We start from the raw sequence: 12320 nt of genomic DNA, 5'->3' as shown, positions 1-12320 counted from the left end.
GTCAAGGTCAAGTGCACGAGGACCGCGCGGCGGGTGCACCACTTCCGCCCAGGTTCCGCAGGCGCCGAGTTCGGTAGCGTTCGGCGTACCGGGTCGGGGACTCGCCGAACAATCGGGCGAAATCCCGGACCGAGTGCGCCTGGTCGGCGTACCCGAGCTCGGCCGCCAGTGCGGGCCAGTCGACCCTCACCCCGCTCGCCATCCGGTCGGTGGGCTCCTCGAGGCCGAACCGCCGGATCGTCCAGTTCGGCCCGACTCCGATGTACTCGGCGAAGAGCCGCTGCAACTGCCGGGGCGTCGTCCCGTACTGCTCGGCGAGCACCTCGCAGGCCAGGCCGATTTTCGGTCCGGCCTCGGCAGATGGTCGCGCAGCACGAGGGCGACTGGGCAGGTGATCTCACGGCCCAACTGCGGCGGACGACCTCGGCGTGGAGCAGACCGGAGGCATGGCACGGCACCACCAGGCTGGGTGGGATCTTCCGGCCGCCCTCATCGGCGGGATGGTCGCCACCGAGATGGTGGTGCACGGGACGGCAGGTGGGGAGTTACGGACCGGAGGTGCCGGTGGCCGCCGATACGCCACTGCTCGATCGCATCATCGGTCTCACCGGGCGGAATCCGGGATGACCGGTCGAGCGCCACGCCGACCTTCGTCCGTGCTCGGCAGGAGTTCGAACAGCCCGCTCAGGTCCGCGTGACCGGGGAGAGCGAGGACGAGGTCGGCTACTTTCCCAGCCCGTTCGGCGTCGAAGACCTCGGCGGTGTTGAGCCGGAACTTGGCCGTCAACTCCTCCGCCGACAGCGGGTTACCCGGACCACCTCGGTTCACGTCCACTCGCTCGACGAGCGTTCGGCCGTCCCGTAGGTGTGCGGTCAGCACCGCCGGAAACTGATACGGAAAGATGCTGTCGCAGTGCGCATCCGGCACGCACTCGACCTTCGCCGCGAGTGCCAGCCGCCGCGGGTCGGCGGCCGCGGCATCGGTGAAGTCCTCGTGGAACAGACCGAGCCCGCCGCCGCCGAGCAGCGCCGCGGCGACCGTGTAGGGGCCGGAGAAGGCGGCGTGATACCCGGACTCCGGTCGCCGCTTGGATTCCGTCGGCTCACCGATGGTGCGCAGGACCGGCGTCGGCGCGCCCAGCACCAGCGTGTCGATCAGGTCGGCGGTGACACCGTCGGCGCGCAGGCGCAGTGCCGCGTCGATGCCCGCGTGGGTGAAATGGTTGCAGGGATAGGGCTTGAAGAACACACCGGGCAATTCCCAGTGCTCGCCGAGGCCCGCGGTCACCACGGCGGGATCGCCGTACTCCCCGCAGAACGCCTGGAGCAGGCCGAACCGGCCCTCGATCACCGTCGGCGGGCCGGTGAGACCGTGCTCGGCCAGCGACCCCGCGGTGACCGCCGAGTGCGCCGCCCAGCCGCAGTGCACCCGCTTCACGGTGCCGCCGGTCCGATTGGCTTCCAGCAGACCCGAACCCATGCTCGAGGCGATGCCCACCGCGTGCGCGATCCCGTCGGCCTCCAGCCCGGTCAGCATGGCCGCCGCGACGGCGGCTCCGACCGTTCCGCAGATCGCAGTGGCGTGCTGACCGCGTTCGAAGAACACCGAATTGCCCAGCTCCGCACTGTATCCGGCCATGCCGAGCCGCACGGTGATCTCGATGCCGACCGCCACCGCGTCCAGCAGGGCCGCACCCGATGCCCCGGCCGCCTCCGCGACCGCGAGCGCGGCGGGCACGACCGAGGCGGAGGGGTGCAGTACCGAGGGCAGCTGGGTGTCGTCGAAATCCATGGCGTGCGCGAGAGTCCCGTTCAACAGCGCGGCGGCGGCCGCCGGGTGGCGCCGACCCGAGCCGAGAGCAGTGGACTCCGGCTTGCCGGACCATTCCTCGACGACCGCGCGTACCGAGGCGGCCGCGGGCGTGCGGAGCGCCGCGAGACTGTTGCCGAGCACGTCGAGCACCCGGCGAGCGGCGTCGTCCCGGAACTCGCCGACGCCGGTCTCACGTGCGGTGGCGGCGAACTCCGCGAGCTGCCGCGCCACCGTCGGCGCCGTCACCGGGTCACCGCCGCGAGCGGGCGCACCGGAGATCCGGTGCCGCCGACGATGCGCAGGGGAGCGAGCACGAAGACGAACTCCCGCAGGTTCTGCGCGGCCAGTTCCTCGAGCGCGAGATGCTCGAGGATGAAGATCCCCGACTCGACCAGCAGCACCCGATGCACCGGCAGCACACTGTGTCCCGCGCCAGGGGCCAGGCATTCGTAGGCGGTGGTGTCCGACCCGGTGGCGGCGATGCCTCGGGCGGCGAGCCATCGCGCCGCGGCCACGCCGAGTCCGGGAACTCCCGATTCCTTGCCGAGGTAGGCAGCGGCATCGTCGAATGTGCGGGCCCAACCGGTGCGGACCAGCGCCACGTCACCGGGGCCGATCGCCAGTCCGCTCGCGGCCGCCTCGAGATCCGCGACGGTGACTTCGTAACCCCCTGGGAGCGTGTCGGTCTCGTGCACGGCCGCGACATCGAGCAGCACCCCCCGGCACAGGAAGCCGGGCAGATGTTCGGCCCCATGCATACTGAACCGCCCACCGCGCTGCGCCTCGGCGGCATCCACCCCGCCGTGCAGCATCCCGTCCTGGCTGACATGCGACAGCGCGTCGATGTGTGTGCCGACATGCCCACCCGTGACGATGATCTCCGCCGCCGCCGACCCCCCGTCGGGCCGGATCGTGTCTCCGTGCCTGCGAGCCAGGGTCATGCGGAAACCGGGATGGTTGGGCGAGCACGGCATGCCGGTGAACAGCGGCTGACCGAGTTCGATCATCCTGACACCGCCGCGCACCAGCTCCACCAGCGGATCGCTCATCGGACGATTCCCTCGGCGCGTAGCCGGCGCAGTCGCTCGGCGTCGACGCCGTAATCGCCGAGGACTTCGGCGGTGTGTGCGCCCAGCGGCGGACCGGCCCAGCGGATCGCACCCGGCGTCTCCGACAGCCGGAAGACGAGGTTCTGCATGCGGATGAGCCCCAATTCGTCGTCGGGCACCTCGGCGATGGTGCCGAGTGCTCGAAACTGCGGGTCGACCATGATGTCGGCCGCCGTGTAGATGGGCGCGATGGCGGCTTCGGCCTTGTCGAAGGCCCGCACCACTTCGGCGGTCGCGCGCTGCGCGATCCAGGCGCCGACCACCTCGTCGAGTTCGTCGGCGTGGGCGGCCCGTTCGGCGCCGGAGGCGAACCACGGTTCCTCGATCAGGTCGGGGCGTCCGACCAGTCGCATGACACGCTCGGCCACCGACTGCGCGCTGGTCGACACCGCGACCCAGCCGCCGTCGGCGGTGCGGTAGGTATTGCGCGGAGCGTTGTTGACCGAACGGTTGCCCATCCTGGTCTGTAGCTCGCCGAGCTGATCGTAGGCGATGATCTGCGGGCCGAGCAGGGTGAGGATGGGCTCGATGATCGCCATGTCGATCTGCTGTCCTCGCCCGGAGGCATCCCTGGCGCGCAGGGCCGTCATGACGGCGAAAGCTGTTGTCAGGGCGGCGATCCCGTCGGCCAGGCCGAACGGCGGCAGGGTGGGCGGGCCGTCCGGCTCGCCGGTCACGGCGGCGAAACCGCTCATCGCCTCGGCGAGGGTGCCGAATCCGGGGCGGTGCGCGTAGGGGCCGATCTGGCCGAAGCCGGTGACCCGGGCCAGGACGAGTCCCGGGTTGATCGCGCCGAGTTCCTCGTAGCCGAGGCCCCAGCGTTCCAGCGTGCCGGGCCGGAAGTTCTCGATCACCACATCGGCCTCGGCGACCATCCGCCGGAAGATCTCCTGCCCCTGCTCGGAGCCCAGATACAGCGTGACCGACCTCTTGTTGCGCCCGAGCATCTTCCACCACAGCCCGACGCCCGCGCGCTGGGCGCCATGGCTGCGCACCGGGTCACCCCGTGGATGCTCGATCTTGACGACCTCGGCGCCGAAATCTCCCAGAAGGGTCGCCGCCAGCGGCCCGGCGAACAATGTGGCCACGTCGAGCACCCGGATCCCGGACAGCGGTCCGCCCATGTCGCGACTCCTCCCTGCCGCGCGGATCGTTTCATTCAGCGAAACGACAGGGTTCACAAGCGGCATCGACTACCAGCGAATAGTACTGCAAGGAAGTCATATCCGCCGACTATGTTTCGGAGAGCGAAACTTGAGACCCGCTGCCGTTCATCGGTTCTCCCTGGCCGCGCGGAACTCTCGCGCGGCCTGCTCGTGGTCGACGATCCGAGCCGGATACCCCTGCGCGGCCTGCGAATCCAGCTGCCATGGAGTGTGGATATCGCGGCCGAGGAGATGAGCGAGTTCGGGGACCCATCGACGGACGTAGGCACCGTCCGGGTCGTAGCGCTCGGCCTGGCGGAGCGGGTTGAGCACCCGGTTGGGTCTGGTGTCGGCCCCGGTGCCCGCCACCCACTGCCAGTTCAGTTGATTGTTGGCGATGTCGCCGTCGACCAGATGGTCCAGGAAGTGCTTCGCGCCCAGGCGCCAGTCCACATACAGGGTCTTGGTCAGGAAGCTCGCGGTGATCAGCCTGGCCCGGTTGTGCATCCAGCCCTGCGCGGCGAGCTGGCGCATGCCGGCGTCGACGATCGGGTAGCCGGTGCGGCCCTCGCGCCATGCGGTCAGCAGCGCGTTGTCGTCGGTCCAGCGATCGTGGCGGGGGCGATAGTCGCGGTGAGTGATCCGGGGGCGGACAGCCAGCATCTGGTGGTGGAAGTCGCGCCAGGCCAGCTGGCGGACGAACGCGGCGCCGCCAGGGGTCGACAGATCGGATCGGTGCACCAGTTCGGTGGCGGAGACACAGCCGAAGTGCAGGTACGGCGAGAGCCGGGAGGTCGCGTCGGCCGCGAGGTCGTCGTTGCGGTCGGCGTAGGCGTCGATGCCGTCGCCGAACCATGTTTCGGCCGCTTGCCGCCCGGCCGATTCGCCGCCGGTCGCCACGTCGGGCGCCGTGGTGCCGGTCGTGAGGTCCGATGCCGCGGGAATCGGCTCGAGCCCGACCCCGCGCGGGAGCCGGAGGTGTTTCGGCGCGGCGAGAGGAGCGCGCACCGGGATCTGCGACCAGCGGCGGTGGTACGGGGTGAAGACGGCGAAATGGTCCTTGCCACCGCCGGGCACGACCCGGCCGGGCGCGACGACCGTGACACTGCCCGCGTGCACCCGCAGGCGACAATCCCGCTTGCTCAGTTCATCGCGCAGTCGATCCTCGCGGCGACGGCTGTAGCCGCTGACATCCTCGGCGATATGGACCTCCGCGACCGAATACCGCTCGACCAGCCGGCACACCTCCCGCACGGTGTCACCACGGCGCAGGACCAGCCGGCCGCCCGCGCGCCGCAACCCCTCGTCCAGGTCGGCCAGCGCCCCGGCCAGGAACGCCGCCTTGTTCGGCGTCAGATAGTCGGTCGAGCAGATGGCCTCGTCCACGACGAAGACGGGAAGCACCTCGGTCTCTCGCGCGGCAGCCGACAGCGCCGGGTTGTCGCGCACCCGCAGGTCGCGGGTGAACAGTGCCATCGCCACCGTCATGTGCCACCAGCCTTCCGTCCACGGTCGTCCCTGGGGCCCAGCATTCCCTGTTCGCCGCGTGAATGCCCGCAGCCGAGCCGATCGGCAGGGTTCAGCGGCCACCGGACCCTTCCGGCGTCGTGACGAGCCGGTCGTCCGCGGGCGGCAAGTCGACCGGTGTTCCCGATTCGGCGGTGCCGATGATGTTTCGGACCATGCCGCCGAAAACGATCCCGTGGAACGGCGCGATGGCCTTCCAGTAGAGGTGACCGACCAGACCGTGCGGCTGGAAGATCGCACGCTGCCGATACCGCGCTCCGCCGTCGGGTTCCGGCTCGACGCCGAGTTCCAGCCACGCCAGCCCGGGCACCCGCATCTCGGCTCGCAGCCGCAGCAAGCGCGGACGGTCGATGTACTCGACGCGCCACCAGTCGAGGGCTTCGCCGGTGTGCAGGGTGTGGGGATGCTTGCGGCCCCGCCGCAGACCGACCCCTCCGGTGAGGCGATCGATCCAGCCGCGCAGCGACCATGCCAGCGGGAACGAATACCACCCGTTCTCGCCGCCGATCGATTCGATGACCGCCCACAGGGTGACCGGGCTCGCGGAGGTGCGCTTCTCGCGGATGTCCTCGTAGAGCGACCCGCCGGACCATTCGGGATCACTGGGAAGCGGATCCGAGGGCGCGCCGCCGATGCCCGCGTCCGACCACCGGGTAGGCACCTGCGCATTGCGGACCCGGGCCAGCGCGAGTTCGACGGCCGTTTCGAAGGTGGTCGGCCCGCCTTCGGGCTCGGGGATGTAGGTGTTGATGTCGTGTTCGCCGCACACCACCTCGTGCACCAGCGATTCGATGAGCGGAATCGCCAGCGCGCGCGGCACCGGAGTCACCACATTGACCCACTGGGCGGACAGCCACGGGGTGAGTACCGGGACCGGCAGCACCATGCGCCGCGGCAGCCCGGCCACGGTCGCGAACTTCCGCATCATCGACAGGTAGGTCAGGATGTCGGGCCCGCCGATGTCGAACGCGCGGTTGACGTCGTCGGGCAGTTCGGCCGAGCGCACCAGGTAGTAGATGACGTCGCGCACGGCGATGGGCTGGATCCGGTTGTGCACCCAGCGTGGGGTGATCATGGCGGGCAGCCGCTCGGACAGGTAGCGCAGCATCTCGAAGCTGGCCGAACCGGAGCCGATGATGACCGCCGCGCGCAGTTCCGCCGTGGGCACTCCCGACTCCCGGAAGATCTCACCGACCTCGGCGCGGGAAGCCAGATGCCGCGACAACGGGGTCTGCCTCGGGACGATTCCACCCAGGTAGATGATGCGCCGAACACCGGCCGACCGGGCCGCCGCGGCGACGATATGCGCGGCACGCTGGTCGATCCCGGTGAAGTCGCGTTCGGTCAGCGAGTGGACGAGGTAGTAGACGACCTCTTGATCCGCGACGGCCGCACGCATGTCCTCTTCGGAGGTGACATCGCCGCGCACCACCTCGACCTTGTCGAGCCACGGGACCTCGGCCAGCTTGTCCGGCGTCCGGGCCACCACGCGGACCTGGTGACCGGCCGCCACCAACTCCGGCACCAATCGGCCGCCGATGTAGCCGGTGGCTCCGAAAACTACACACCGCATATCCGATCCCCGTTCTCCTGTGTGCTGGGCGCTTGCCGAGAGCTGGGTCGCACCTGCAGGCGACGGCTCCACACCCCGGATACCCACGCGGTCGTGAGCGAACATCGAGGATTCGATATGGCGCGAACGTGTCGATCCCGCCTCGATCGAGAGTAGTATCCGTCAGGTTCTCTTTCTGCCTCCGCCGATCGGCGGGAGGGAGATTTTCGCGGTAAAGGAAACTATCGATTCGCGACCGAGGGAGCCACAGTGAGCTCAGTGTTCGGCAGAGACGCACGAAAGTCATGGACAACCGGCCGCAGGATCGCCGCGCTCGCGGTAGCCGCGGGCGCGGTCACCGCCATGGCCTCCGCCGCGCCCGCGGGCGCGCAGTGGCAACCGCTGGCCCCGATCCCGACCCTGGACGTGCAGCGTTACCTGGGGGATTGGAACCAGGTCGCAGCGGTGCCGCAGCCGTACAACCTGGCCTGTGCACGCGACACCGCCGCCAACTATCAGTTGATCGATGCGAGCAATATCCGTGTCGAGAACAGTTGCACCACCTGGAACGGGGGGCGGAATCGCATTGTCGGCAATGCCCGGGTCGTCGATCCGGTCAGCAATGCCCAGTTGCGCGTCAGCTTTCCCGAGGTGCCGTTCCAGAATTCCCTCGACGGGCCGCCCAATTACATCGTCTCCTACCTCGCCGAGGACTACTCCTGGGCGCTGGTAGGCGATCCGGTGCGCTTCTCCGGATTCGTGCTGTCCCGCTCGACCGCCGTCGACGCGGCGCGGTGGCAGGAGATCAAGAGGGTGGTTGCCGAGCGGGGCTACAACCCGTGCTTCCTGCTGACCTCGCCGACCCCGGGCGGCGCGACCGATATCCGTCCGCTCTGCATGATGTAGGCGGCGGGGGAGTTCACTGCCCGCCCCGTGGTTCGGTCACCGGCTCGGGGGTGTATCCACCTCGTCGAGGCGGGCTTGCAGCCGGTCGCATCGAGCGGTCAGGTCCGCGTTGGCGTCCTCGAGTTCCAGGATGCGCGCGATGGCGGTCAGGTTGATGCCCTGCTGGTTCAGCGCGGTGATGCGGTTCAGCCGCGCCAGGTCCGCACCGCTGTAACAGCGGGTTCCGCCCGCGCTCCGTGCCGGGGTGATGAGCCCGCGCGCCTCGTACAGGCGCAGGGTCTGCACTCCCAGCCCGGTGAGTTCGGCGGCCACCGAGATCGCATACACCGGTCGCCCCGCGGCGGGCGGCGCCACGCCCTCGTTGCCGACGTTGTCGTCCTGGTGAACGGGCATGAGGTACTCCTCGCTCCATTCCTGTGTTCGATGCGGGTCAATTGTGATCGATCCTTGCGCGAGCGCACCCCCCGGTGGTAAAAAATCTATGTCAGCTGGCATAGATTAGCTGGCGCGAAGTACGAAGAGAATGGAACAAGGAGGGGTGGCGACCATGCCGATGCGAACCGGTCCGTTCTGCGACTTCGACCGTTCGACGCAGCAGGGATCCGACGCCGCGGGGTAGCAACGGATCCCCCGCCCGCCCGATTCGGCCCTGTCACCGCACATCGGCGCTGCGCGGATCTCGGCACCGGGGAGCCCCCGGGGTCGCGAACTCGAGCCGGGCGCCCCGAGACAGCGCAGCCCTCCGGAAATCGTTGCCGACGTCACCCACCGTATCGACCGAGAGTGGATCACCGAGTACCGATGATGACGACGACAATCACCTCACCCGCAGCTACCTCACCCACCGACCCGACCAGGCTCGACCCCCATCGCGCCCGGCAGCTGACCTGGCAGCACGGACACGTCGCCTGGTTCAACGCCGAAAAGGGCTTCGGCTTCGTCGATCCCGACGACGGCGGTGAATCGGTATTCGTCCGCTACACCGCCATCGCCGCTCCCGGGTACAAGACCCTCGTCGCCGGACAGCCGGTGGTCTTCGCCGTGGCCGACGACACCGGCGACAAGCCCGAAGCCGTCCAAGTGCTCCTCTATCCCGACGCCACGTCGACGACGCCCGTCCCTCCACAGCCGGAACGCCGGCCCCCGCGGCTCCATGCCTGGTTGCGGCGTCGTCACCGTGAAGGGCGCACCGCCACTCGAGGACACACCTCTCGCGGTCGGTCGGAATCGGATAGGGCACAGCCCGCGCGGGGAGCCGCTACCGGGTCGCGGACGGAGTAGCCGCCCGATCGATCACGCCCGGTTACGGGCCGGCGGGTAGCGTCAGCGCGACCACCGCCGCCACTTTCGTTCGCAGCCGATCGAGATCGACCGGTGTCGTGCCACGGGTGAGTTCGTCGAGGACGATGCCGTCGATGAGCGCGACCACGAGCCGGGCACGTTCATCGTCGCCGGTGACGGTCGAGGTCATCGCGATGAAATCGGCGGCGACGGTGTCGACGGTCGACGCGGTCAGCTGCCTGCTCGGCGGGTCCAGTTCGAGCAGCAGGCGCGCGCGACTTCGCGTGCGAGCCGGTCCGAGCCAGTGCGCCAAAGTCGTTGTGGCGCTGTCGACGAGGACACCCGGATCCATCTCGGGCGACAGTTGTCCGGCGCTGAACCGCTCGATGTCGAGGCGGTCGAGTTCGGCGATGCGGCGCAGAACCGCGGCCAGTAGCGCGTGCCTGGTCGGGAAATGGTGGCTGCACGTCCCGGGCGGCAGGCCCGCGCGCGACTCGACCGCGCGATGGGTGAGCCCGCGCAGTCCACCACCGCCGATGACCTCTATGGCCGCGTCGGCAAGCACTGTCTTGCGATCCAAGTCACTTCCGTTCACACGACGATGCTACAGATGTAGCATCTACTACAGATGTAGCGTCGAAAAGTCGGAGGTTTCCTCAATGCGCATCCCCTTCTACCGAGTAGGCGCGTGGTGCTGGATCGCGACGGGCCTCGGGCACACCGTCGGCGACATTGCCTTGCGGCTCTCGCCACCGGAAGCCGACAGTGCGTTCGACGACATGTTGCGCGACCATCCGTTCGAGCTGATGGGGGCGCAAACCAGCTATTACGACCTGTACATGGGCTTCAGTCTCGCGATGGGTCTCGCGATCGGGTTGGTGGGCGTCATGCTTCTGATGCTCGAGCGCTCAGCGACGCGGCCCGGCCAGAACCGTCCGGCCGCAATGGTCGGTTTCGCGGCGTCATCGGTCCTGCTCGCGCTGTCGATCACGTTGCTGCCCCCGCCGCCGATCATCTTCTTCGCGATCGCGAGCGTCGCCTTCGCGGTCGGCGTCGTCACGCTCAACGATTCGTCGCCGCAAGCGTCGCCGTCGCCGTAGCCGACGACACCTGCGACAAGCCCGAAGCCGACCAAGCCCTCATGGAGCGCGCGTGTCGCGGTTTGCCGCTCGTTTGCGAGAATCGTCCAGCGTGCGCACGGCGACGGCTACGATGCCCTTTGTGTCGACAATGCCGACCACGGGCGCGCCTGCTCGCGGAGCTGATCGAATCACTCAGGGCGAGTCACATCGCCGCTGGCTACCGCACCCGTACGGCTTCGGCGGGCAAGTGGCCGCGCTGCTGTTCGTCTGGCTGTCGTTGACGCCGACGCTGCTGCCGCGCGGCCCGTTCTTCCAGGGTGTGCTGACGGGAGTCTCGGCCGCCATGGGCTACGGCGTCGGCGTCCTGCTCGCGAAATGGATTCGTGTTCTCGTCCGGCGGGAGATCTCGCCCCGAACGCGAACGATCATGCATCGGGCGGTCTGGGCGATCGGCCTGGCCGGAACTCTGGGGATGCTCGCGTGGTTCCGGAGCTGGCAGTCCCGACTGCGGGTGTTGATGGATGCCGCACCGTTTCCCGGATGGGGTTACCTCGTCACCGTGGCGGTGGCGGCAGTGTTCTTCGTCGGGCTGGTGGCATTGGTCCGGGTGCTCATTCGCACGACGGCGTGGGTCGAAGGCAAGGTCAGCCGTGTGGTGCCGCGACGAATCTCCGCCTCAGTGATCAGTGTCCTGGCGGTGGTATTGCTGGTGCTGTTCGTCAACGGCGCGGCGGTGCGGGTGATCATGTCCGGGCTCAACGACAGCTTCGCCGCGGTGAATCAAGAGACCAAGGCGGGCGACGACCCTCCGGCCAGCCCGCTGCGCTCGGGCGGACCGGGCTCGTTGGTCAGCTGGGACTCGTTGGGCAGGCAGGGGCGTGCGTTCGTCGCCCGTGGTCCCTCCGTGGCAGAACTGTCCGCGTTCAACGGTGATCGGCCCGCCATCGAGCCGATCCGCGCCTACGCGGGCCTGGCCAGTGGTGGCGAGACGATCGAGGAGGACGCCCGGCTGGCCGTCCAGGACCTCCAGCGCGCAGGCGGGTTCGACCGCGCCGTGATCGCGATCGCCACCACCACCGGAACCGGATGGATCAACGAAAGTCTGTCCTCTGCCCTGGAATTCATGTACAACGGCGATACCGCCATCGTCGGGGTCCAGTATTCCTATCTGCCCAGCTGGCTGTCCTTCCTGGTGGACCGGGAACGGGCGCGGCAGGCCGGTGAAGCGCAGTTCGACGCGGTATACGACATATGGAAGAACCTGCCGCCCGAGACCCGCCCGAAGCTCGTCGTGATGGGGGAGAGCCTCGGGTCGTTCGGCGGCGAGAGCGCCTTCGGAGACATCGAGAACGTCGAAACCCGTAGCGACGGAGTGCTGTTCACCGGACCACCGAACGCCAACAAGATATGGACCGACGTCACCACGAACCGGGACCCGGGTTCGCCGGAGTGGCTGCCGATCTACGAGCGCGGTGCGACCGTGCGATTCGGAGCTCGGGCCCCGCAGGATCTGTCGCGGCCCGACGCACCATGGGAGCGTCCCCGGATGGTGTACCTGCAACATGCCTCGGACCCGATCGTCTGGTGGTCGCCGGAACTGATTCTGAACAAGCCGGATTGGCTGCGCGAAGCCCGTGGTTACGACGTCCTCGACAGCACCCGCTGGTATCCGTTCGTGACGTTTCTCCAGGTCGCCGCCGATATGGCGGTGTCGACGAGCGTGCCCGACGGCCACGGTCACACCTACGTCGCCGATATCGCGGACGCATGGAGCGCCATCCTGCCTCCCGAGGGCTGGACCCCGGCCGACAAGGACCGGCTGCGTGGCGTACTCGCCGGAATCGGCGGCGACGGCTGAGGCGACACACGGCTGTGGTTGCGGGATCGAGGCTGTTCCCTTTTCCC

The 12320-nt window shown here is 68.8% G+C and carries 11 protein-coding genes and 1 pseudogene; 4 read left to right on the top strand and 8 right to left on the bottom strand.

Annotation, left to right across the window (positions count from 1 at the left end; all coding sequences use genetic code 11):
* Positions 1-7 precede the first annotated feature (7 nt).
* The 6 genes from NS3_RS28405 to NS3_RS10220 all read right to left on the bottom strand — a co-directional run bounded on the left by NS3_RS28405 (position 8) and on the right by NS3_RS10220 (position 7167).
* Positions 8-322: a helix-turn-helix domain-containing protein gene (locus NS3_RS28405; RefSeq protein ID WP_218018214.1), complete on the bottom strand. Its 315-nt coding sequence runs from the start codon at positions 320-322 to the stop codon at positions 8-10.
* A 282-nt stretch (positions 323-604) separates the two neighbouring features.
* Positions 605-2059 carry an MmgE/PrpD family protein gene (locus tag NS3_RS10240; protein WP_067857304.1) on the bottom strand — a complete coding sequence of 485 codons (1455 nt, stop codon included), beginning with the start codon at positions 2057-2059 and terminating at the stop codon, positions 605-607.
* Positions 2056-2862 carry a cyclase family protein gene (locus NS3_RS10235; protein WP_067857301.1) on the bottom strand — a complete coding sequence of 269 codons (807 nt, stop codon included), beginning with the start codon at positions 2860-2862 and terminating at the stop codon, positions 2056-2058. Before NS3_RS10235 ends, NS3_RS10240 begins: the two co-directional genes overlap by 4 nt.
* On the bottom strand, positions 2859-4046 hold the full coding sequence (locus tag NS3_RS10230) for a CaiB/BaiF CoA transferase family protein (protein WP_067857298.1): 1188 nt from the start codon (positions 4044-4046) through the stop codon (positions 2859-2861). Before NS3_RS10230 ends, NS3_RS10235 begins: the two co-directional genes overlap by 4 nt.
* A 147-nt stretch (positions 4047-4193) precedes the next feature.
* Positions 4194-5555 carry a cryptochrome/photolyase family protein gene (locus tag NS3_RS10225; RefSeq protein WP_067857296.1) on the bottom strand — a complete coding sequence of 454 codons (1362 nt, stop codon included), beginning with the start codon at positions 5553-5555 and terminating at the stop codon, positions 4194-4196.
* 91 nt (positions 5556-5646) lie between these two features.
* A complete protein-coding gene (locus tag NS3_RS10220) occupies positions 5647-7167 on the bottom strand; it encodes an SDR family oxidoreductase (RefSeq protein WP_067857293.1) in 1521 nt (506 codons plus the stop codon).
* Positions 7168-7509: 342 nt separating this feature from the next.
* On the opposite strand from NS3_RS10220, the gene NS3_RS10215 reads away from it, so the two are divergent.
* Positions 7510-8052 carry a lipocalin family protein gene (locus NS3_RS10215; protein WP_084495340.1) on the top strand — a complete coding sequence of 181 codons (543 nt, stop codon included), beginning with the start codon at positions 7510-7512 and terminating at the stop codon, positions 8050-8052.
* A 36-nt stretch (positions 8053-8088) separates the two neighbouring features.
* Here NS3_RS10215 and NS3_RS10210 read toward each other — a convergent pair whose 3' ends face one another.
* Entirely contained in the window at positions 8089-8445 is a 357-nt protein-coding gene (locus NS3_RS10210; protein ID WP_067857286.1) for a MerR family transcriptional regulator, read from the bottom strand.
* Positions 8446-8934: 489 nt separating this feature from the next.
* Between NS3_RS10210 and NS3_RS30660 the strand changes: the two are divergent.
* Positions 8935-9102 (top strand): annotated as a pseudogene (locus NS3_RS30660) (cold-shock protein); the annotation flags it as partial.
* A gap of 253 nt (positions 9103-9355) precedes the next feature.
* Here NS3_RS30660 and NS3_RS10200 read toward each other — a convergent pair.
* The gene (locus NS3_RS10200) at positions 9356-9928 is read right to left on the bottom strand and encodes a TetR/AcrR family transcriptional regulator (RefSeq protein WP_084495283.1); all 573 of its coding nucleotides are present in this window, start codon (positions 9926-9928) and stop codon (positions 9356-9358) included.
* A 64-nt stretch (positions 9929-9992) separates the two neighbouring features.
* On the opposite strand from NS3_RS10200, the gene NS3_RS10195 reads away from it, so the two are divergent.
* Together NS3_RS10195 and NS3_RS10190 are read left to right on the top strand one after the other, a co-directional pair.
* Complete coding sequence (locus tag NS3_RS10195; protein WP_067857281.1) at positions 9993-10433, top strand: LIC_13387 family protein; 441 nt, start codon at positions 9993-9995, stop codon at positions 10431-10433.
* 112 nt (positions 10434-10545) lie between these two features.
* Positions 10546-12273 (top strand): alpha/beta hydrolase, encoded by a 1728-nt coding sequence (locus NS3_RS10190; RefSeq protein ID WP_373865289.1) that lies wholly within the window; start codon positions 10546-10548, stop codon positions 12271-12273.
* The last annotated feature ends 47 nt before the right edge of the window (positions 12274-12320 follow it).

It is taken from the genome of Nocardia shimofusensis NBRC 100134, assembly GCF_001613125.1.
Taxonomy (GTDB): domain Bacteria; phylum Actinomycetota; class Actinomycetes; order Mycobacteriales; family Mycobacteriaceae; genus Nocardia; species Nocardia shimofusensis.
Note: the sequence above shows the minus strand (reverse complement) of the source record. Positions and strands in the feature narration are given on the sequence as shown.

Excerpts from the sequence above, each read along its gene's own strand:
- NS3_RS10235 (WP_067857301.1), bottom strand. The coding sequence starts at position 2,862 with ATGAGCGATCCGCTGGTGGAGCTGGTGCGCGGCGGTGTCAGGATGATC.
- NS3_RS10230 (WP_067857298.1), bottom strand. The coding sequence starts at position 4,046 with ATGGGCGGACCGCTGTCCGGGATCCGGGTGCTCGACGTGGCCACATTG.
- NS3_RS10225 (WP_067857296.1), bottom strand. The coding sequence starts at position 5,555 with ATGACGGTGGCGATGGCACTGTTCACCCGCGACCTGCGGGTGCGCGAC.
- NS3_RS10220 (WP_067857293.1), bottom strand. The coding sequence starts at position 7,167 with ATGCGGTGTGTAGTTTTCGGAGCCACCGGCTACATCGGCGGCCGATTG.
- NS3_RS10215 (WP_084495340.1), top strand. The coding sequence starts at position 7,510 with ATGGCCTCCGCCGCGCCCGCGGGCGCGCAGTGGCAACCGCTGGCCCCG.
- NS3_RS10210 (WP_067857286.1), bottom strand. The coding sequence starts at position 8,445 with ATGCCCGTTCACCAGGACGACAACGTCGGCAACGAGGGCGTGGCGCCG.
- NS3_RS10195 (WP_067857281.1), top strand. The coding sequence starts at position 9,993 with ATGCGCATCCCCTTCTACCGAGTAGGCGCGTGGTGCTGGATCGCGACG.
- NS3_RS10190 (WP_373865289.1), top strand. The coding sequence starts at position 10,546 with ATGCCCTTTGTGTCGACAATGCCGACCACGGGCGCGCCTGCTCGCGGA.